This is a genomic window from Pseudomonas sp. S30 (assembly GCF_016518545.1).
GTDB lineage: Bacteria > Pseudomonadota > Gammaproteobacteria > Pseudomonadales > Pseudomonadaceae > Aquipseudomonas.
Genome location: NZ_JACVTO010000011.1, coordinates 75,933 through 97,171, shown reverse-complemented (window position 1 = coordinate 97,171; position 21,239 = coordinate 75,933). Strand labels below are relative to the sequence as shown.

General features: G+C 65.8%; 11 protein-coding genes. 8 read left to right on the top strand and 3 right to left on the bottom strand.

The window, feature by feature from the left end; genetic code table 11:
• The first annotated feature begins 54 nt into the window (after window positions 1–54).
• A complete protein-coding gene (locus tag IAE34_RS14145; protein WP_200139585.1) occupies window positions 55–4,488 on the top strand; it encodes an NEL-type E3 ubiquitin ligase domain-containing protein in 4,434 nt (1,477 codons plus the stop codon).
• Here IAE34_RS14145 and IAE34_RS14140 read toward each other — a convergent pair whose 3' ends face one another.
• Window positions 4,489–4,707, bottom strand: a complete 219-nt coding sequence (locus tag IAE34_RS14140; protein ID WP_200139584.1) for a hypothetical protein — start codon at window positions 4,705–4,707, stop codon at window positions 4,489–4,491. It lies immediately after the preceding gene.
• Window positions 4,708–4,861: 154 nt separating this feature from the next.
• Here IAE34_RS14140 and IAE34_RS14135 point away from each other — a divergent pair, with 154 nt between their 5' ends.
• Window positions 4,862–5,422, top strand: coding sequence for an NADPH-dependent FMN reductase (locus tag IAE34_RS14135; protein ID WP_200139583.1), 561 nt, complete (start codon window positions 4,862–4,864; stop codon window positions 5,420–5,422).
• A gap of 31 nt (window positions 5,423–5,453) precedes the next feature.
• Here IAE34_RS14135 and phnX read toward each other — a convergent pair whose 3' ends face one another.
• Entirely contained in the window at window positions 5,454–6,281 is an 828-nt protein-coding gene (gene phnX / locus IAE34_RS14130) for a phosphonoacetaldehyde hydrolase (protein WP_200139582.1), read from the bottom strand.
• Between the two features lie 31 nt (window positions 6,282–6,312).
• Window positions 6,313–7,419 carry a 2-aminoethylphosphonate--pyruvate transaminase gene (locus IAE34_RS14125; protein WP_200139581.1) on the bottom strand — a complete coding sequence of 369 codons (1,107 nt, stop codon included), beginning with the start codon at window positions 7,417–7,419 and terminating at the stop codon, window positions 6,313–6,315.
• Window positions 7,420–7,527: 108 nt separating this feature from the next.
• On the opposite strand from IAE34_RS14125, the gene IAE34_RS14120 reads away from it, so the two are divergent.
• The 6 genes from IAE34_RS14120 (at window position 7,528) to IAE34_RS14095 (ending at window position 21,231) form a co-directional block, all read left to right on the top strand.
• Window positions 7,528–8,391: a LysR substrate-binding domain-containing protein gene (locus IAE34_RS14120; protein WP_200139580.1), complete on the top strand. Its 864-nt coding sequence runs from the start codon at window positions 7,528–7,530 to the stop codon at window positions 8,389–8,391.
• Window positions 8,392–8,507: 116 nt separating this feature from the next.
• Window positions 8,508–12,974, top strand: a complete 4,467-nt coding sequence (locus tag IAE34_RS14115; protein ID WP_200139579.1) for an NEL-type E3 ubiquitin ligase domain-containing protein — start codon at window positions 8,508–8,510, stop codon at window positions 12,972–12,974.
• A 68-nt stretch (window positions 12,975–13,042) separates the two neighbouring features.
• The gene (locus tag IAE34_RS14110) at window positions 13,043–14,062 is read left to right on the top strand and encodes an AraC family transcriptional regulator (protein ID WP_200139578.1); all 1,020 of its coding nucleotides are present in this window, start codon (window positions 13,043–13,045) and stop codon (window positions 14,060–14,062) included.
• A gap of 144 nt (window positions 14,063–14,206) precedes the next feature.
• Window positions 14,207–18,694, top strand: a complete 4,488-nt coding sequence (locus tag IAE34_RS14105; protein WP_200139577.1) for an NEL-type E3 ubiquitin ligase domain-containing protein — start codon at window positions 14,207–14,209, stop codon at window positions 18,692–18,694.
• A 114-nt stretch (window positions 18,695–18,808) separates the two neighbouring features.
• Window positions 18,809–20,467 carry an AMP-binding protein gene (locus IAE34_RS14100; RefSeq protein WP_200139576.1) on the top strand — a complete coding sequence of 553 codons (1,659 nt, stop codon included), beginning with the start codon at window positions 18,809–18,811 and terminating at the stop codon, window positions 20,465–20,467.
• Window positions 20,464–21,231, top strand: coding sequence for an SDR family NAD(P)-dependent oxidoreductase (locus tag IAE34_RS14095; RefSeq protein ID WP_200139575.1), 768 nt, complete (start codon window positions 20,464–20,466; stop codon window positions 21,229–21,231). Before IAE34_RS14100 ends, IAE34_RS14095 begins: the two co-directional genes overlap by 4 nt.
• Window positions 21,232–21,239: the final 8 nt, after the last annotated feature.

Genomic DNA, 21,239 nt, shown 5'->3' with positions numbered 1-21,239 from the left:
TCGGTGACGCCGCCAGACATGCTGGCCAGGGTGCACTCAGCCCGGAGCCCGCCGATGTCTGCTGCAATCCCCGACCCCCGTTCTCTCAACCCGATGGACGCCTTCATCGGCCAGCTGCTGCCTGAATGGCTGAAACCCTCATCCCCGGCGGCTTGCCGTGCCTTGCACGATGCCTACCGGGCCTACCATGGCAGCCTCGTCGGGCTCCAGCAGGCCATGAGCCTACTGCAGGATCCGCAGACCTTCGCGCGTACCCGCCTGGAGGCGGAACTGCGCGCGCGCCTGGGCCTGAACCTCGACCTGCGCCAGGTTGCATGGCGCGAGCGTCGACGCGTGCAGCGCGTGCCGTCCTACATCTTCGTCAGCGAGTGTGTCCATGTCCCCGCGCTGGCGCGGTTGTTCGGCAACTTCGCGGCCAAAGCTCACTTTCTGCCCGGTTCCGGCCTGGTCGAGGCCACCGGACATCGGCTGCTGACCTCTGACCTGGACGCCATAGCGCGGCTGTATCGCGACCTCGATGTAGGGCAGGCGTATCAGGCGCACCTGAGCGAGTCGATGCCGGCGTCGCTGCTCGACCGACTGGCCGAGCACGAGCGTCATCGTCTGCTCCTGGCCATCGAGCAGGCGAGGCTTGAAGGCGTGATCGATGCCGTCGATGCGCAGTCGCTGTCGCAGGTCGTTTCCGGGCAGGCGCCGGTGCATCCTGCGAGTCGCTGGGTCGAATCGGGTGCGCTTCAAGTGCTCGGGCACGAGGTCACCGGCGCATTGGTCTTCGACCTGCGCGGGGCATGGACGCCGCCACCCGGGCTGGTCGATCCCTTGCTCACCCAGGGTCTGATCCTCTATCTCCCCCATGACGGCACAGGGCCGATCAGGCGCTTCGACGGGTGGGCAGCGCTGGCGCAATGGTTGGGTCGGGCGCTCGGCGACCGCCAATGGCGCGACCGTTTCGTACAGGCCATCGGCTTGCAGACGCGCTCGGCATTTTCCCTGGCGCTGGCCAAACGCTTGAAGGATCCGCAGGTCGATCCCTCGCCTCGCAGCCTCGCGCTGAGCACTGATCCTTTCATGGCGCTGGCGCTGCAGTTGCGTCGGCGCTTGCACGACGATGCGCTGACGTTGCTGGTCCCGACCCGAGAGTTCGACCGCCGGCAGACCCTGCTGCGCCACGCTGCTCTGACCGAGGCGGCCAGTAGCTTGCTGGGGCTGGTCGGCGGCTTTATCCCAGGGGTCAACGAGCTGCTGCTGGCGCAGATGGCCGGGCAGTTGCTGTCGGGGGTGTTCGAGGGCGTCGTGAGCTGGGCGCAAGGGCATCGGCATGAAGCGGTCGATCATCTGCTGGGCGTTGCCGAGAACCTGGCTGCCAATGCGGTCTTGGCGGCCGGAGGTCAGTGGGTGGCTCGCGGCATCCAGCGCGCCGCCCACGTCGATGCGCTGCAGCCGATCCTCACCGAGGCCGGCCCGCGCCTGTGGTCAGGCGAGCTGACGGTGTTTCGTGACAGCGTGCCCGAGACGGCATCGCTGCACGCCAACGGTCTGCGCCATCAGGCCGGGCACTGGTGGTGGGAGCATACCCAGCAGAGCTTTCGCGTGCAGCAGCGAACCTCCGGGAGCTGGCACCTGGCCGACCCGGCACGTCCCGACAGCTACGGTCCCGAACTGATTCACAACGGCGAGCACGGCTGGCGACTGCGTTATGAGCGGCCTCTGGAGTGGAGTGCTGCGCACGAGATGCTCTGGCGCCTGTGGCCCGCGGCACGCGCCCTGGACGCGCAGCGTCTGCAGCACATGCTGCAAGTGGCGGGGCTGGACGCGGCGCATGTTCGTGCGCTGTGGGTCGAGCAGCAGGGTGTGCCTTTCGATCTGCGCGAGACACTGCAGCGCTTCGCGGTGGACCAGCAGGTCACGGCACTCTACCAGCGCCTCGAGCGCGTGGGCGCTGACGGCTTGCAACCGTTCGCGACGGTGCTTCAGCACCTCGGGCTGGCCAATGAGCCGGCTCAGGTTCAGTTGCAGACTCTCCAGCGACGCGCAGCCTGGGTGCAAGCCTGGCTGTTCGATGATGCCTGGCGCCAGCTAACGACCGGCAGCGAAGCACGGTTGATTCATCGCGACTTCCCGGGGTTGTCACCTGTCTTTGCCCATGAGGTGTCCAGGCGTGCCAGTGCCGACCAGCTGGAGCAGATGGCGCAGCGCCAACGGCTACCGCTGGCAATGGCCGAGCACGCCCGCGCACTGCTCGCACGCCAGCAGGCGAACCGAATGATCGAAGGGCTGTTTCTGGTCAGCGACTGTTCGGCGCGAGGGGTCGAACTGATCTTCGCCTTGCTGCGCCGCCATGCGCACTGGCCTGTGACGATTAACCTAGAGTACCGGACAGCCACGGCAGCTGGCCAGTCGAGCGTGCGCCTGTATCCGCAGTCTGCTTCAGCCTTGCGGGTGCTGGTGCGCCAGGAGCCCGGTGTTCTGCTTTGCGATGCCCAGGGGCTGCGCCTGGATGAAATGGCTGCGCCGGTCAGCGTGTTCGAGGCACTGCTGCAGGTGCTCCCGGCCGAACATCGTCAGCGCCTGCATTGGACAGGACCGCAGGCCGCGCTGCACATGCGCCAGGCCCTGCAGCGCTGGCTGCCCGCGTCACGCGACGAGATTCTGCGCCTGGTGAGCCCTGGTGGGGCTGCGCGGGTTTTCAGGCCTCCGCAGCGTCACGGCGATGGCCGTATCGGCTACGCCCTGAGCGGTCGGGGTCGAACAGGGGCTCCCGGGGAGCGCACGGCCCGTGACCGGGTCAGAGCCTTGTTTCCCGCCTTGGAGGACGCCGAAGTGGACCGTTACCTGGACGGCCTGCGCAGTTCCCCCTCCGGCATCTTCGCCACGCTGTTGCAGCAGGAGCAGGCGCTGCGCAGTCTGGATGTGTGCCTGCGCGTGTGGGCCGAGGGCACTGGTGCTGGCGCTGTGGCCAGGCGTCGGGCAGCGCAGGCCATTCGTAACTGCTGGCAGCGCATTGGTGGTCCGGCAGGGGGCGCCCACGGCTGTCTGGCACTGCATCTTGAAGGTGCAGCGCTCAGGCAGCTTCCGGAGCTGCCCGCGCAGATCCAGTTTCCCCATGTGCAGGCGCTGGGTCTGGGCTCCCTGGGCTTGTCGACGTTGCCGGAGCGCTTTCTGGAACGCTTCGCCAACCTGCAACGACTCGGCCTGTCACGCAATGCCCTCACGCGTGTCCCACCGCAGATCGCCCGGCTGACGCATCTGCGCGAGCTGCGCCTTGAGGGCAACGGGCTGAATTTCGATGCGGCGGATGTCACGGTCCTGGCGGGTCTGCAGTCCCTCGAAGTGCTCGACCTCAGCAGCAATTCTCTCAGCGCGGCGGTGCTGGACGTCGGGCAGCTGTCGCGGCTCAACAGCCTGTATCTGCGCGATTGTGGCCTGGCTGAGGTTCCCGAACGCCTGCTGTGGTGCGGCGCCCTGGCGCGCGTGGACCTGCGTGACAACCGTATTGCATCGTTACCCGAGTCGATCCTGCAAGCTCCCCAGAGGTTTCGCCGGATGCTGAGGCTAGAGCGCAATCCTCTGCCTCTGGAAACGCGTCAGCGCCTGGCGGCGCCGCATACGCTGGCTCGCCCCCTGCCTGAGGTGGCGCAAGACCGCGTGCGTGCCCTGTGGCTGGAGCGCCTGGACGACCAGGCGCTGGCGCAGCGGCGCGACACCTGGATGCGCTTGGCGGCGGAGCCTGGGAGTGATGAGTTCTTTCGCCTGCTCGGGGAGCTGATCGACACCCGCGACTTTCGCCAGGCGCGTGCTGAGCTGGAGACGCGGGTGTGGTCGGTGCTCGATGCCGCAGCGCTCGATTCCGAGCTGCGCGGGTCGGTGTTCGATCTCGCGGCCAATGACCGAACTTGCGTCGACAGCGTGATGACCTGCTTCAACGCCATCGAGGTCAGAACCTTCCTCGCGCAAGTGGTTGCAGACGCCAGCTGCGCCGATCGCACCCAGGCACTGCTGCATGCCGGCCGGCGTCTGTTCCGCCTGGACCAGGTCGAGGCGTTCGCCCGACGCCATGCAGCCTCCAGGCCGGATCCGGCGCAGGTGGATGAAATCGAGATCAGCCTGGCGCTGCGTATCGGCCTGGCCGAGCGTCTGGAGCTACCCGGGCAGGCCAGGCTCATGCAGTTCGAGCACCTGGCCGGTGTCAGCGCCGGTGATCTGAACGAGGCGTTCGCCTGGGTGACGGCGCGCGAGCAGGGGCCGCTGCTGGGGGAGTACCTGACTCAGAGGCAATTCTGGTGCGATCACCTGCGCAGGCTTCATGCGCAGGCCTATACCGATGCCGAACGACCTTTCTGGGAGTCCCTGGGCGCTCTGGACGAGCGTCGTGATCAGATGGGGGCGCTCGAGTACCGCGCTGAGGTGGACACACTTGCCGAGCAACGCCGGCTGGCGCTCGATGCACTGAACCTGACGTTGACTCGGGCGTTGCTCAAGCGAGGTTGATCAGGGAATGCGCACGATCTCGATGCCCGTTTGCGCCAGTTCGAAGCGGTCTTCGCCAAGGAAGTTGACACGGTCGCCGATCGCCAGCCTGTAGGTAGTGATCGGCAAGCCCAGTGTGCTGCCATCAGGCTGCAAGGTGGACTCCTGGAACTCGTGTACCGGATAGACACGACCTTCGGCATCTCGGGCGTGGAATTGACCGACCAGTACTGCTGCCATGGGGGATGAAACCTCTGAAATATGGAGAAATAACTGTTGCCATAGACCGATACACACCCCGGTAAGTTTTCCTGTCGCGCAAAAAAACCTCGGCGCACGGATGTGGTCTCCTATAACTACAGCGTTCCCAAACCTGCAGAGGAAGCCAATCGCCATGAGCCAGATCCATACCGTCGCAGTCGTAGTCGGCAGCCTGCGCAAGGATTCCTACAATCGCAAGGTGGCCCACGCCCTCGCCGAACTGGCGCCATCGAGCCTGTCGCTGAAGATCGTCGAGATCGGTGACCTCGCGCTGTATGACGAGGATGTCGAGGCGGCCGGAGCCCCCCAGCCCTGGCAGCGTTTTCGCGAACAGATCCGCGACAGCGACGCGGTACTGTTCGTCACCCCCGAATACAACCGTTCGGTGCCCGGCGCCCTGAAGAACGCCATCGATGTCGGCTCGCGACCCTATGGCCAGAGCGCCTGGAGCGGCAAGCCGGCGGCCGTGGTCAGCGTCTCGCCGGGTGCCATCGGCGGTTTCGGCGCCAATCATGCGGTGCGCCAGTCGTTGGTGTTTCTCGACATGCCGTGCATGCAGATGCCGGAGGCCTACATTGGCGGGGCCGCGAACCTGTTCGATGAGGCAGGCAAGCTGAACGACAAGACGCGGCCGTTCTTGCAAGGATTCATCGACAAGTTCGCCGCCTGGATCAAGCTCAATCGCGGTGTCTGAGCCCAGCGGCTGGCGACATGGCGCCTGATCTTCAGAAGGCTTGCGGCATCTCGCCTCTGGCCAGGCGACGGTCGATGGCCTCGATCACCGCCGGCAGGTCATTGATGGTATCGACCAGATAGTGCGGCCTGGCGCCTTCGAACTGGGCGCCGATACGCCGGCGCGCCTGGTCCAGCGCGCTCGCATCCATGCGCTGGTACGCTTCCCAGGTCACGCCCAGGGCGTTGCCCGAGCACACCAGCGCCACCGTCCACATGCCCGCCCTGCGACCTTCCAGAATACCGGGGACGGTGTCGTCCACCTTGACACAGGCGGCCACGTCCTCGATACCCAGGGCGATGACGTTGGCCAGGGCCTGGGCCGGCCAGGGGCGCCCGTTGGGCGTCTGGTCGGTGGCGACTACATGGTCGGCGCTGTAGCCGTTGGCGGCGGCCAGCTCCACCACCTTGTCCATGACCACTTTCGGGTAGCCCGAGCAAGAGCCGATCTTCAAGCCGCCTTCCCGGAGCTTCGTCAGAGTGTCCAGTGCGCCCGGAATCAGCGCCGAGTGGTCGGCGATTTTCTCGATCTGCAGAGGCATGAAGCGTTGGTACAGCGCGGTGACGTCCTCGTCCGTGGGCAATCGACCCACCACTTGGCGGAAGCGTTCGGCGATGGCCGGCAGGTTGCACAACGTGCGGATGTGGTCCCACTTGCCCATGCCCATGGGGCCTCGTGCTTCCTCGAGGGTGATCTGCACGCCGCTTTGGGCGAAGGCCTCGACGAAGATCTGGGTAGGGGCGAAGGAGCCGAAGTCGACCACGGTGCCGGCCCAGTCGAGAATGGCAGCTTGAATGCGCTGAGGTATCTGGTAGTTCATGGCGTAGTTTCCGTCAGGTGGGGTAGGGGCGTCAGATGTCCAGTACACGCATGTCCCGCAGCACCTGGGCTACCGCGTCGACAGCCGCCTGCATGTGGGAGGTGTCGACCACCCCGATGCAGCCTATGCGGAAGGTGTCGACCTGGGTCAGCTTGCCCGGATAGAGGATGAAGCCCTTGGCCTTGACCCGCGCATAGAACTCATCGAAGCGATAGCCTGGGTGCTGCGGCGCATGGAAGGTGACGATGATCGGGGCCTGGACCTGCGGCGTCAGAAAGCTGCGCAGGCCCAGACGTGCCATGCCTTCGAGGAGGGTGCGGCAGTTCTCGGCATAACGTTCCAGACGTGCCGCCCGCCCGCCTTGCTCGACGAATTGACACAGCGCCTCATGCAACGCTGCGACGACATGAGTGGGAGGTGTGAAACGCCATTGCCCTGTGCGAGCCATGTACTGGTGCTGGTCGTGAAGGTCCAGGGCCAATGAGTGGGCGTTGCCGCCAGCCGCCGCCAGCGCGTTCTTCTCGACGAAGACCATGCCCATCCCCGGCACGCCTTCCAGACATTTGCCCGATGCGGCGATCAGCGCTTCGAACGGCACTTGGCGGGCATCGATCGGCAATGCGCCGAACGAGCTCATGGCATCGATCAACAAGCGTCTGCCGTGCTTGTGCACCACCTGGGCGATTTCCTCCAGCGGATTGAGGATACCGGTGCTGGTTTCGCAGTGAATCAGCGCAACATGGGTCAATGCCGGGTCGGCGGCGAGCACACGGTCGACATCGGTCGCAGCGGCCGGCTGGCCCTCTACGGTTTCCAGCGTGCAGTAGCGACGCCCCAGAACCGCACAGATTCTGGCCAGGCGTGCACCGTAGGCGCCGTTGATCAGCACCAGCACCTTGCCATCGCGGGGGACCAGCGTGCCAACGGCCGCCTCGACGGCGAACGTGCCACTGCCTTGCAGCGGTACGCAATGATGGCTGGAAGCGGCATCGATGATCTCGAGCAGGCGCTCGCACACCTCTGCCGTCAGGCGGTTGAACCCATCGTCCCAGGAGCCCCAATCTTCGAGCATGGCCTGGCGGGTGCGTCCAGAGGTCGTCAGTGGGCCGGGGGTGAGCAGTACAGGTGCGCCAGTCATGCAGGTTCCTCGCAGGCAGTGGCTGGAAAATGACGGGGCTAGATTGCAATTGCGTCATCCATCGATCAAATTGCTTGTTTTGATGCCAACTATAAGTCAGGCCGATCAATGAACATGTTCCAGCTTCGGGCGTTCGATGCGGTCGCCCGTGAAGGCAGTTTCACCCGCGCCGCCAAACGCCTGTTCATCAGCCAGCCTGCGGTGACCGGTCATGTGAAGGCGCTGGAAGAGCACTATCAGATCACTCTGCTGCGGCGCACCCCGCGTCGCGTGGAACTGACCGAAGAGGGCACGCGCCTGGCAGCCATCACACGGGCATTGTTCGGTCTGGCCGAGGAGGCCGAGGCCATGCTCCAGGCCAATCGCCAGCTGCTCACAGGGCGTCTCGAGGTGGCTGCTGACGGTCCGCATCGGGTCATGCCCATGCTCGCGGCGCTGCGTGAGCAGTACCCGGGAATTACGGTCAATCTGCGCCTGGGAAACGCTCAGGAGACGCTTGCCGCACTGCTGTGCGAGCATGTCGACGTCGCGGTGCTCACCGAGGTCGCGCCGCGTGCAGGCCTGTATCTGCACGGTGTTGGCCAATCGAGGCTGTGCGCATTGCTGCCCGTGGGGCATCCCTGGGCCGTCGAGCGCGGTGAGCTGCCCTTGGCCGCGCTGGATCGGCAGGTGGTGGTGCTACGCGAGTCTGGGTCGGTGACCCGTCGAACCTTCGACGCCGCGTGCGCGGCGGCAGAGGTCCAGCCGCAGGTCCTGCTGGAGCTCGACAGCCGCGAAGCGGTGACCGAGGCGGTGGCTGCCGAGTTGGGCATCGGCGTGGTGTCCTCCCAGGAGTTGGCCCACGATTCGCGGGTGGTCGCCAGGCCGTTGGGCGGCGACGGTCTGCTCAATCGCCACATGATCGGCTGCCTGGAGCGGCGTCGCGGCCTGCGCCTGATCCAGGCCTTTCTGGCATTGGCGAACCGCGCTTGAGCGGTCCAGAGCAGGCACCCTGAAGCGCCCACTGGTCCCGTAGGGACCGGCTTCCTGCTGGCGAGGGTGCTTGCCAAGGCACAGGGTAGGGTCTTCATCGCCCAGGATTCTCGCCCATGACCACCGAAGACCAGCCCCTGGACTTGCTGGATGCTTTCATCGGGGAACATCTGCCCCCCTGGCTGGCCGCCGCCAGCCCCGCGCAGATCGCTGCGCTGAAAGCCGTGCACGCCGCGCAACGCGCCAGCGAGACCTTGCTGACCCGTGAGTTCGCCGCGTTGCAGGAACCCCACGCGTTTGCGCGCCGGGTGCTGGAGGATGCCATCCTGCGCGAAACCGGCGTGCATCTGGATCTTACACGTGCGCTGTGGCGGCACCGTTGGCAGAACTCCAGCCTGATGGGCGGCGAGGCGCTGGTCGTGCATCACTCCTTCGAGCCGGCGCTGGCGCATTTGATGCAGAACTTCGCGGAGAATGAACGCTTCGATAGCCACACCGGATTGATTCATCGAGAGCCCGGACACCCGCTCGATGCTGCCCCGCTGCTCATCGACAGTGCTCGGCTGGCGCGGATCTGCCGGCAGGTCGATGTCGGTACCCAGTACCTTGGCCGGCTCGACGGCATTCTCGATGGCGCCGTCAGCCTGGAGTGGCGCGAAGAGAAGCGCCAGCGACTGGCGTTGGCAGTCGAGCTGGCCGACCTGCAAGGTCGGCTGCAGCCGGCCGATGTGGCCATGCTGCGCCAGGCCCTGGCCGGCCAGCCGTTGTCACACGCCGAGTGCGCCAGGGTGCAGGTCCAGCATCTCAAGGTCCTGGGGTGCACCCTGAGCATGGCGATCCTGTTCGAACTGCGCGGGACACCTGCGGGCGTCGCGCCGGCCAAGGCTGACCATTGCGCCGGTCTGATCCTGTACCTGGCCCATCGCCCCCTGCAACGCTTCGAGTCATGGGCCGAGCTCGAGCGACATCTCCAGACGCTGCTGCAAGACGAGCGACAGCGTGCGCCTGTGCTGGGACTCATCTCCCTGGCGCAGCGCCCGACCTTGCTGGGGTTGCTGCGTGTGCGTCTGAGTGACCCTGTGCCGGATCTGGAAGTGCACGGCGAGCCGCTGCGCACGGAGCTGTTTACGGCGCTGACGCGTTTGCATATCGCCCAGTTGCGCGCAGACTCCAGCTACTTGCTGGTCAGCACGGCGCAGGCCGACGAGAAGGCGCGCCAGGCCCGTCTGGATACGCTGGAGTCGGTCGGCAGCAACCTTCTGCAGCTGGCCGCCTTGTTCGTTCCAGGCTTGAACGAGCTGATGATGGGACAAATGGTCGTGCAGACCCTGCACGAGGTCTACGAAGGGGCCAGTGACTGGCTGCGCGGGCATCAGCACGAAGCGCTCGAACACCTGTTCGCCGTGGCCGAGGTGGTCGCGGTCAATGCCCTGGCAGCTGGGGCCGGTGCGCTTCCCAATCGCCTGGTGCGCGGCGCCTTTCTCGAGCAGATGGCGCCGGTTAGCACCTCATCGGGGCCGCGACTGTGGTCGCCTGCGCTCGAGCCTTATCGCGACGCCGCCCCTCCCAAAGGGCTCGTTCAAGGTGCCGAAGGGCTGTTTCATCGGGCGGGTCGACGCTGGTGGCGGCATCAGCAGCATTTCTACCGGCTGTCCCACGACAGCGAGGTCGGCCAGTGGCGCCTGCAGCGCAGCGATGGGCGCGAGGGGTTCGCACCCGCGCTGCAATGGAACGGCGAGTACGGCTGGCGTCTGTCATGGCAACGTCCGCAACTCTGGAACACTGCTCAGGCACTGCTCGAGCATCTTTGGCCGCTGGCCGCGGACCTGGATGCCGATCGTTGCCAGCAGATCCTGCGCATTGCCGACGTCGATGACGCCGCGCTGCACGATCAGGTGGTTCAGCAGGGCCGCCTGCCTGTGACGCTGCGTGACACCCTGCAACGCTTCGCTCTGGACGAGAGAATCGAGCGGTTCTTCACCGGCCTGAGCGCTGCCACTCCCGTCGACGACCCGGCACTGCTGGACCTGTGCCTCGAACAGCTGCCGCTGCCCGACCGTCTGCCCGCGCGTCGCGGTCAGGCCATTGCGCTGCGTGACAGGGAGCTGCGGGCCTATCTGATGGATCGTCTGTCGAGCCAACACCTGAGCAAGGACCCGCTCATGGCACTGGTACTGCGTGATTTCCCCTCGCTGCCGGATGTCTATGCCCTGGAGGTGGTGGATCGGGCAACCAGCGAGCAGCGTCAGCACATGGCGACTCGGCTGGCCCTGCCGCTGGCCGTCGCCGAACAGGCCCGCAGGCTGGAGGTTCAGGGGCGGGTATGCCGCATGTTGCAGGGGTTGTACCTGCACAATGCCTACTCCGATCACCTGCCGCGGCTGGTGTTCTCCTTGCTTCTGCAGTTCGCCCAGTGGCCGCGTTCGGTGAATTTCGAAGTTCGCCGAGAGTCGTTCCGAGGCCGGTTGTACCTTCGCCTGTATCAGCCCGACGCGGCCAACCCTCCTCGCATTCTGGTAGACCACGAGGGTGAGCTGCAGGTATACGAGGCAGGGCGACGTCTGTTCACCGGCGCCGAGGCGGCTCCTCGCGGCCTGCTGGCGATCATGCTGCATTTCCTGCCCGAGGCCGATCGTCTGCGTCTGGGTTGGAATGGCGTGGGCGGGGAGGCGCGTATGCGTGCCGACTTGCAGCGCCGACTGCCCGCCGATCGCAAGGCGTTGCTGGCCATGCTCGCAATCGACGCCCAGCCCCGTGCTTTCAGGCCACCGCAGCGTCTGCTTGGCGGGCGCTTCGGTTACCTGCTCAGCGGCCGTGGCGAGCCCGGTCTGTTGGCCGAGCGCACTTTGCAGGATCGGGTCCGCAGTCTTTACCCAGGGTTCGACCCCCAGCAGTTGCAGAGCTACCTGGGCTGGCTGGAACAGCAACCCGGTTCGCCTTTCGCGGCGTTGCTGCGCGCCGAGCAGCGCTTCGAGGCGCTCAATCTGGCGCTGGAGACCTGGATCGACGCCGGCACGCTCGCTGCCCACCAGGCGGCACGGCGGCGCGTGGCCGATGAGCTGCGCCGCTGCTGGAGGCGCCAGGGACTGCCTGGCAGGCCGCAGCCCGACGGCGAACCGGGAATGATGCTGGACCTGTCCGGTATCGCGGTGCGTGAACTGCCAGCGCTGCCCAGCGACGCCGATTTCGCTCATATCAGCGAAGTCAGGCTCGACGACATGCAGCTGCACGACGCGCCACACACGTTCCTGCAGCCGTTTTCCCACGTGCAGCACTTGAGCCTGGAACGCAATGCCCTGACCCACGTACCACCAGCCTTGGCGCATTTCACCCAGTTGGACCAGTTGCTGCTGGGGGCCAACCGCCTGGTGCTCGGCGCCGCCGACCAGGATCTGATCGGCAGCCTGCGACTGTTGCGGGTGCTGAACCTGAGCGGCAATGCGCTGCACGACCTGGAACTGCCGCTGGACCGCCTGCCGCGCCTGCGCCAGTTGGGGCTGCGAGAGACCGGCCTGACCCGAATGCCTGCTCGCGTGCAGCTTGCGCCGTCTCTTGAGTTCGTCGATCTGCGCGACAACGCCATCAGCCAGTTGCCCGATGACCTGGCCGACACCCGTCTGTCGTTGCGGCGTGGTCTGGCGCTGGAAGGCAACCCGCTGCCGGCGGACTACGCGCAGCGCTGGCTGCACGTTCAATCGCATGCCTCGCGCGTGCCAAGCCCGCAAAACGAACCGCAGCTCATGAGTCGCTGGTTCGAAGGGCTGAGCGACTCGGACCGAGTGATCCGCACCATACAGTGGGGGCGCCTGCGTGAGGAGCGGGGCAGCAACGACTTCTTTCACTTGTTGCAGGACGTGTTGGAAACCAGTGATTTCCGCTCGGCCCGCCATCACCTGCAGACCCGGTTGTGGCGGCTGTTCGAAACGATCGAAGCGGATTCGGACCTGCGTCAGGAAGTGTTCAGTCTCGCCTCCCAGCCCCGGACCTGCGTCGACAGCGTGATTTCGCTGTTCGCCCAGCTCGAAGTATTTTCCCTGGCGGGCGCCGCGGCTCCGGGGGGAGTCGGCAGTGAAGCAGGGTTGCTGAACCTCGCCCGTCGTCTGTTCCGTCTGGAGCAGGTCGAAATGCATGTGCGCAGCGTCATACAGCGACGCCGAGCTGCGGGGGAGGCCGTCGATGAAGTCGAAGTGAGCCTGGCCTATCGAGTGGGGCTGGCCGAGGCGCTCGACCTGCCAGGCCAACCGTCCAGCCTGCAATTCACGCTCATTGCCGACGTATCGGACGCCGATCTGGCCATGGCCGAAGTGCAAGTACGCCAGGCCGATGCCAGCGATGCGCTTGTCTCCTATATCAGCGAGCGAGATTTCTGGCTGCGTTATCTGCGCGCGCACCATGCGCAGACCTTCGATCAGATCGAAGCGCCATTCTGGACGCGCATGGACGCGCTGGACAGCGCACGCGACTCACTGGGCGATGAGGTCTATCGGAGTCAGGTACAGGCTGTCGCGCTGGAGCGTGAGACGGCGGTGAACACCGAAGCCAGGCGCCTGACCCGACTGGCGCTGGCGCGTGTGCAGAATTGAGGCGTATCGGCACTGGTGTTTTCGCGAGGGCGGCCTAAGATGGCCGGATGACCGGAGCGCCAACGCCGATGAGCGAAAAAGACACCATCTCCATGCAACTGGTTCGCGAGGCGCTGCTGCAGACCGGCACCTGCCGCGAAGCCGACGAAGCGTTGCTGCAACGAGCCGGCATCGACGCACAGCGTCTGCTCCAGCCAGCCGCCAGGGTTCGTGCCGACGCTTACGGCCAGCTCTGGCGTCTGCTCGCCGAGCGCCGCAACGACGAATTCTTCGCCATGGATCCGCGCGGCCTGCCCAGTGGCAGCCTGGCCCTGCTGTGTCGCATGAGCATCGCCCAGCCGACCTTGACGCATGCCCTGGACCTGGCCCTGGGCTTGCTCTCGCTGCTGCTCGAAGACCTCAAGCCGGCGCTGGTGCGTCAGCACAACCTGGCTGAAATCGTCATTCACGAGCCGCGCGACACCCCTCGTCGTGCCTTCACCTATTTCACCTTCTGGATGATCGTGCACGGGGTCGCCTGTTGGCTGGCGGGCCGCCGCATTCCCATCCTGGCCATCGACCTGCGCTGCGCCGAGCCGCCGTTCTGTGACGATTATCGAGTGATGTTCTCGGAAAACCTGCACTTCGACCGGCCACGCACGCGGATGATCATGTCCAGTGACTGTCTAGACCTGCCACTGCGGCGCACCCCGCAGGAGCTGCAGAAGTTCCTGGCCAAGGCGCCGGGCAACATACTGGTGAAGTACCGGGATCCGGACAGTCTGGCGCGCCAGGTGCGCCAGCGGCTGGGCGGCATCGCGCCAGGGCAGTGGCCCGATGCCCACGCCCTGGCGCGTGACATGTGCCTGTCCGCCTCCACGCTGCGCCGGCGCCTGGCCGATGAGGGCCAGAGTTACCAGGGGCTCAAGGACAGCGTACGCCGCCAGTTGGCGATCGACTGGCTGAGCCAGGGCAGCGAATCGATGGCCGACATCGCCGAGCGCCTGGGCTTCGCTGACAGCAGTTCGTTCTACCGTGCGTTCCGCAAGTGGTTCGGCTGCAATCCGGGGCATTATCGTTCCCTGATGCTGGGCGCAGCCGCGCGCTGAGCGGCGGCCAGGGTCGTGCTCGGCGGGGCTGGAGGCCCGACGTCGAGGTGTGGCGCTGGTGCGCTGACGAGGGTCTTTCCCCCTGCCGAGGGGCATCAGGGTGGCTCGATAGTGGGGGCCCATTCCTGACAGGACCTTGGCGCCATGATCTCTCCCACTCCTTCGCCGCCTTCCGTTCCCGCTTCAGCGGTGGATGGCCTGATCGCCAGCCAGCTGCCCGCCTGGCTCCGGCACGCTTCGGCGGCTCAGATCAACCGTCTGCGCGACCGGTTTCGACGCCACCAGGCCAGTCAGGCTCAGACTCGATCGGCCACGGTCGACCTGATTCCCTTGCAGACCTTCGCCAAGGATGCCTTCAGCCGCTTGCTGGCAGACGAGCTGCCCTCCGGCATTGCGCTGGAAACCTTGCAGTGGCTGGATGTTCGCCGCGAGTTCAGTCAGACCCCCGGCAGTCACTGGCCATTGTATCGTCCGCGCTACGTCCGTCAGCCTGGGCTGCTGCGGCTGATGCAGAACTTCACCTCCGACGACACCGTGCTGCAGGGGTCGGGGCTGGTCCGACCGGGAGAGGACCAGGTGTTGTGCGCCGATCCCCAACGCCTGGCCAAGGCGTGTCGCGATGCCGATGTCGGCGGCCTTTACCAGAACCTCCTGGGACAGGTATTTACCGCATCCACACGGCGCCTGCTGGCGGAAGACAAGCGCTCGGCCCTGGTGCTCATGGCGGAGATCGCAGCGCTCAAGGGCGATATCAGCGCCGAGGAACAGATGGTGCTGCACGATGTGGCGCATGCCAATCAGGAACCCCATGAAGCTTTTCTGCGAGGTTATCCCGGGGTGCTGAGCCTGCTCGGTTGTGTACTGCCCGATGCCATGGTGATCAATCTGCGCGACGCCAAAGGTGCGGCCAAGGGAGTCATTCTCTACCTGCCCAGCGATACCGAACAGGCACTGCGACGCTATTCATCCTGGTCGGCCATGCAGCAGTCACTGGTAGCCGACCTGCGTCGTCCTGCGTACCGGCAAGCGTTCAGCCAACTCGTGCCGCTCGAGCAGCGGCCACACTTTCTGGTCACCCTGCTCAAGCGGTTGTACGACAGCGTGCCGGACCTCGAAGCGGAGGGCGGTACGGTCGAGGGGGATGTCTTCGACGAGCTGGTGACCCAGCAGGTGCGGCGAATACACTCCGACGCCAGGCTGTTGCTGGTGCCCACGGCGCAAGCGAGCGCCGAGGCCGCTGATGCCAGGTTGCAGGTGTGGTCCGGCGTCGGCCTGGGCCTGGTCAATCTGGCCGGTCTGTTCGTGCCGGCCGTCGGCGCCATGCTGCTCGGGCTGCTGGTGGTGCAGACACTGTCGGAGGTCTTCGAGGGGGCGGTGGACTGGTATCACGGTCATCAGTACGAAGCGCTGGAGCACATGCTCGGGGTGGCCGAGACCCTTGCCGTCACCGCTGCCCTGGCAGGCGGCGCATCGGTGGTCGCACGGGGTTTCGCCCGCAGCGAATTCGTCGAGGGCTTGCAGCCGGTCGATCTGGGCGAGTCGGGCAAACGGTTATGGTCATTCGAACTGGATCGCTATGTCGAGCAGCCGCAGGAGCCCACGCTGCAAGCCGATGGCCTGTATGGCCAGGGAGAGCGCCGATGGGTGCGCATCGCTGGGCGCCTCTTTCGTGTGCGCCGCTCGCCAGGCGATGGCCCGTGGCGGCTGGTTCATCCCTGGCGTGGGGAAGCCTATGGCCCGATTGTCGATCAGGTCGGCGAGCGAGGCTGGCGTCTTCGCCTGGACCGGCCACTGGAATGGCACGACGAAGTGCACATGCTCGATACCCTATGGCCGTTCCAGACGCCGGTCAGCGCAGTCCAGGCCCACTGGTTGCTGGACATCGCCGGGCTCGATGCCCGGATCCTGCGCGCCTTGCTGGCGCATAACGCCACCCTTCCCACTGCGCTGAGCGACACCCTGCGTCGCTTCGAAGTCGATCGCCGGGTCACTGCGTTCTTCACCTCGTTGGTTCAGGGCCAGGTTCCCGAGGAGGATGCTGCCATCCAGGCCTGGTGCCTGGGCCAGCCGACGCTGTCCGGGTTGTCCGGCGAGGCGTTGCGCAGTCGTCTGCTGCACCGCAACCCAGAGCTTCGTGCCCGGTTGTTCGAGGCACTCTCGCTCGAGCAACTGCCCGCCGACCCCCTGCGTAGCCTGATCGCTCGCGATTTCCCGGCACTGCCACCGCCCTACGCACAGCAGGCCGCAGAGCTGGCCGACAGCACAACCCGGGCCATCGCAGTGGCCGAGTCGAAACTGCCCCTGTCACTGGCCAGTCAGGTGCGCTGGCTGTCGCAGCATGCTCGACTGAATCGGGCGGTCGAGGGCCTCTACCTGGACAACGCCTACTGCCACGACACCGGTGCCCTCACCCTGGCGCTGCTGGCCCGTTTGCCGGGTTGGACCCGGGACCGCCGCTGGGTGCTGCGCGAAGGGGCGGTCGATGGACGGGTGATCATGTCGATCGGGCTCGATGCGCCCTTCGTGGAACACTTCACTCTGATTCGCGAAGAGGGTGAATTCAGGGTGTACAACAGCGCCGATCAGCCGCTGTCCGTCGCTGACGACGTGCCCCTGCTGCGTATCGAGGCGGCGCTCGTTTCAACGCTTGCGCCAGCCTTGCGTCGCGACTTAGGCGTGGACGGGGCCGCCGGGGTCGCGCAGCTGCGACACGCGCTGCAGGCGCAGCTGCCGGCCAGCCGCTTCGAGCGCCTGCGCCTGCTCGGTTGGGTCGAAGAACCCCACGGCTTCAACCCCGGCGTTCGGCTGGCCGATGGCCGGGTGGGCTATCCGCTGAGCGACAGACCAGGCCCCGGCCCGTCGTCTACCCGCGTCCTGCGCCAGCGCTTGCAGGTGCTGTATCCAGCATTGTCGGACAGCCAGCTCGACAGCCAGGTGCAATCGTTCATGCAGAACCCGAGCTCGGCCTACTCGAAACTCTTGGCACTCGAAGATGACTTCAGCCGTCTCGACCGCGCGTTGGAGACCTGGACCCGAGCCGTGGTGCAGAGTTATGGCAGGCATGCGCGCCGCACCCTCGCCGAGCGCCTACGCCAGGCCTGGCGGCTGTCAGGCGAGTCCGGGGCGGCAGCGCAAGGCGCGCCCGCCGAGCACAGCCTCAATCTCAGCGGACCGCAAGTGCGCTCCCTGCCAGCGCTGTTGCCGCCGATCGAATTCCCGGCAATCACCACCCTGATCATCGGCGACACTGGCTTGCAACAGATTTCGACCGAATTCCTGCGCTGCTTCGGCGCGCTGCGCGAGCTCAATCTGAGCAACAATCAGCTGCTGTGGGTGCCCCGAGGGGTCGGCTATCTGACCGACCTGCGACGGCTTCAGCTCTCGCGCAACAACTTGCGTCTGGACCGAGGGGGTATCGATGCGCTGTGCAATCTACGCCAGCTGCGCAGTCTCGATCTGAGCTACAACCCGCTTGGCAACCTGAGTGTCAGCTTCGGCCACCTCCAGCACCTGGTAGACCTGAAGCTGCGCAACTGTCACCTGATGACATGGCCTGAAGGCGTTCACCTGTGTGCCGGTCTCGAGCGCGTGGATCTGCGCGACAACCAGATTTCGCGGATCTCGGCCGACACGCTGAAAATGCCCAACCTCTTCCGACGCGCTTTTCTGGTAGAACGCAACCCACTCTCGGGCGTAGAGTTGCGCCGGCTCTACGCGCTCGACACCGTGATGGAGCACATGCAACTGCCCGAGGCCTTCATTCCCAACTCGGCAGAGCAGACGCGCACCCACTGGCTTGCCGCCGCAACGGACCGCAAGGGTGACGCACAGCTGTGGGATACCCTCGAAGGGCTTCCGGCCAGCAGTGGGTTCTTCAAACTGCTGGGACGCCTGTCGCAGTCGGCCGAACAGACCAAGGCTCCAGTTGAGTTGAGCCGCAGGGTCTGGAGCCTGCTCGAAACGCTCAACGCCGATACCGACCTGTGCCTGCGGGTTTACGAACTCGCCAACGAGCCGCCTCGCTCCTGGAATGGTGTCAGCGAGCTGTTCAGCGACCTGCTGCGCAGAGCTGCGATCAGCCGCGCGCAACGCAACACGTTGCACGAGCGGGGCAACGAGCTGATCAACCTGGGACAAGGGCTGTTCCGGCTGCGACGTCTGGAGCGCTTCGTGCGTCAGGACATCCGTGAGCGCCTGGAGGCGTTGGACGGCTTCGACCAGCTCGCTGTCAGGCTCTACTACCGCGTGCAGTTGCGCAAGCCGCTGAACCTGCCTTTCCAGCCACTGGACATGGCTTCGACGGATGCGGTGGAGGTAGACGAGGAACACCTGCAGCAGGCTGTGCAAGCGGTACGTACCGCCGAGACCGTGGAGTCGCTTTCCCAGAGCCTGGCGGGTCATTTGTTCTGGCAGCGTTACATCCAGGAGCGCCATCCGTTGCCGTTCGAGGCGGCCCAGCAGGCTCATCTCGACCGGGAGGCGGCCTTGCAGGCGCAGCGACCGGCCCTGAGCCAGGAGGCGCTGGAGCAGGCCCAGGAGGCGCTGCGCCTGGAGCGGGACGGCCATGAGCACGAACTGATCCTCGAGCTCACCCGGCAGATGCTCTACGGCAGAGAGCGCGGCCTGGCCTGAGTGACCAAAGCGTTCAGCCGCGTTGAGGGTTTTTGCCATTGCTCTGACCGCTCGGCAGCGCGAACATCGTCGGACGAAGGTTCCCTACCACAATAACAATTGCGGAGTCCGACGATGCGTGACCACGCCCAAGCCCTGGCTGCGTTCGACTACACCAAGGCCACCACGGCTGCCCTGCAGGGTAGCCTGCAGGCCCTCAATGCCTGTATCGAGTGTTGTGATCGATACACCGGCGCCGAGCGCGTCGCGCTGCACTGCGAAGATCGCGACGGCCGCAGCGCCCGTTACACCTTCGAACAGTTGCAGGCCATGTCGGCACGTCTGGCTAACGTGCTCAAGGGGCAAGGGGTCGGTCCTGGCGACCGAGTCGCTGGCCTGCTACCGCGTACCGTCGAGCTGCTGGTGACCATCCTCGCCACCTGGCGCGTGGGTGCGGTCTATCAGCCGTTGTTCACCGCGTTCGGCCCCAAGGCCATCGAACACCGGTTGGCCCAGTCGCAGGCCAAGGTGCTGGTCACCAACCGCGATAACCGCGGCAAACTGGATACCCTCGTCGCCTGCCCGAGTGTGATCACGGTGGGGGCCGTTGGGCACGAAGCGGATTTTCATCGGCTGGTCGACGCGGCCAGCGAGGACTGCGCGCCGGTCATGCGCTCGGGCGACGACCCTTTCCTGCTGATGTTCACCTCCGGCACCACGGGACCTGCCAAGCCATTGGAAGTGCCGCTGCGCGCGCTGGTCGCCTTCAAGGGCTACATGTGCGATGCCATCGACCTGCGTCCGGAGGACAGCTTCTGGAACCTGGCCGACCCAGGCTGGGCCTATGGTCTGTACTACGCCGTCACCGGTCCGCTGTCCCTGGGCCATGCCACCACCTTCTACGACGGCCCTTTCGATGTCGACAGCTGCATCCATGTCATCACCCGGCTGGGCATCACCAACCTGGCAGGCTCACCCACCGCCTACCGCCTGCTGATCGCCGCTGGCAGCACCTTTTCGGCACCGCTCAAGGGCCGCTTGCGGGTGGTCAGCAGCGCGGGCGAACCGCTCAACCCAGAGGTGATCCGCTGGTTCGCCGACGAGTTGCAGGTCACCATCCATGACCATTACGGCCAGACCGAACTGGGCATGGTGCTGTGCAACCATCACGGGCTGGCGCATCCGGTACGACCAGGGTCGGCAGGTTTCGCCGTGCCGGGTCATCGCGTGGTGGTGCTCGATGAGGCCGGTGAAGAACTGCCACCCGGCCAGCCTGGCATATTGGCCATCGACCGCGAGCGCTCGCCGTTGTGCTGGTTCGCCGGTTATCACCAGCTGCCGACCAAGGCCTTCGTCGGACGCTATTACCTGTCCGGTGACACGGTCGAGGCGAACGACGATGGCAGCATCAGCTTCGTTGGCCGCAGCGACGATGTCATCACAACCTCCGGTTACCGGGTCGGTCCCTTCGACGTCGAGAGCGCACTCATCGAACACCCGGCAGTGATCGAAGCCGCGGTGGTGGGTAAACCGGACCCGCAGCGCACCGAGCTGATTAAGGCCTTCGTCGTGCTCGCCGCCGATTACAGCCCCAGTGCGCAGCTCGAAGAAGCCCTGCGTCAGCATGTGCGCCAGCGTCTGTACGCCCATGCCTATCCGCGTGAAATCGAATTCGTCGATGAACTGCCCAAAACCCCCAGCGGCAAGCTCCAGCGCTTCATCCTGCGTAACCAGGAAATTGCCAGACAACACGCCGCGCAGTCGCTGCCGGCCTGCCAAGGAACACCCCGATGAACCTGTCGAACAAGTCTTTCCTCGTCACCGGCGCAGCCTCCGGGCTGGGTGCCGCCACTGCGCAGATGCTGGTCGAGGCCGGCGCGCGGGTACTGCTGGTCGACCTCAATGCCCAGGCCGTTCAGGCCAGGGCCCAGGCGCTGGGGGAGAACGCTCGCCATGCCGTGGCCGACATCAGCGACGAAGGCGCCGCCGCCACGGCGGTGCAAGCCGCGTTGGACGCCTTCGGTGGCCTGCACGGGCTGATCAACTGCGCCGGCATCGTCGGCGCAGAAAAGATCCTGGGTCGACAAGGCCCGCACGCCCTGGCGAATTTCGCCAAGGTGGTGCAGGTCAACCTGGTCGGCAGTTTCAACATGCTGCGCCTGGCCGCAGCCGCCATGGCCGAAGGGCCGGCAGACGCGCAGGGCGAGCGTGGCGTGATCATCAATACTGCCTCGGTGGCCGCCTATGACGGCCAGATCGGCCAGGCGGCCTATGCCGCTTCCAAAGGCGCCATCGCCAGCATGACGCTGCCGGCGGCGCGCGAGCTGGCACGTTTCGGCATCCGCGTCATGACCATCGCCCCTGGCATTTTCGAGACACCGATGATGGCCGGCATGTCGGCCGAGGTGCGCGATTCGCTGGCAGCCGGTGTACCGTTCCCGCCACGCCTGGGCCGCCCCGAGGAGTATGCCGCCCTGGTTCGGCACATCATCGAAAACAGCATGCTCAACGGCGAGGTGATCCGCCTCGACGGCGCGCTGCGCATGGCCGCCAGATAAGGAGCACT

What these genes read in the sequence shown, in the direction of transcription:
- IAE34_RS14145 (WP_200139585.1), top strand. Translation starts at nt 55, where the DNA reads ATGTCTGCTGCAATCCCCGACCCCCGTTCTCTCAACCCGATGGACGCC.
- IAE34_RS14140 (WP_200139584.1), bottom strand. Translation starts at nt 4,707, where the DNA reads ATGGCAGCAGTACTGGTCGGTCAATTCCACGCCCGAGATGCCGAAGGT.
- IAE34_RS14135 (WP_200139583.1), top strand. Translation starts at nt 4,862, where the DNA reads ATGAGCCAGATCCATACCGTCGCAGTCGTAGTCGGCAGCCTGCGCAAG.
- phnX (WP_200139582.1), bottom strand. Translation starts at nt 6,281, where the DNA reads ATGAACTACCAGATACCTCAGCGCATTCAAGCTGCCATTCTCGACTGG.
- IAE34_RS14125 (WP_200139581.1), bottom strand. Translation starts at nt 7,419, where the DNA reads ATGACTGGCGCACCTGTACTGCTCACCCCCGGCCCACTGACGACCTCT.
- IAE34_RS14120 (WP_200139580.1), top strand. Translation starts at nt 7,528, where the DNA reads ATGAACATGTTCCAGCTTCGGGCGTTCGATGCGGTCGCCCGTGAAGGC.
- IAE34_RS14115 (WP_200139579.1), top strand. Translation starts at nt 8,508, where the DNA reads ATGACCACCGAAGACCAGCCCCTGGACTTGCTGGATGCTTTCATCGGG.
- IAE34_RS14110 (WP_200139578.1), top strand. Translation starts at nt 13,043, where the DNA reads ATGAGCGAAAAAGACACCATCTCCATGCAACTGGTTCGCGAGGCGCTG.
- IAE34_RS14105 (WP_200139577.1), top strand. Translation starts at nt 14,207, where the DNA reads ATGATCTCTCCCACTCCTTCGCCGCCTTCCGTTCCCGCTTCAGCGGTG.
- IAE34_RS14100 (WP_200139576.1), top strand. Translation starts at nt 18,809, where the DNA reads ATGCGTGACCACGCCCAAGCCCTGGCTGCGTTCGACTACACCAAGGCC.
- IAE34_RS14095 (WP_200139575.1), top strand. Translation starts at nt 20,464, where the DNA reads ATGAACCTGTCGAACAAGTCTTTCCTCGTCACCGGCGCAGCCTCCGGG.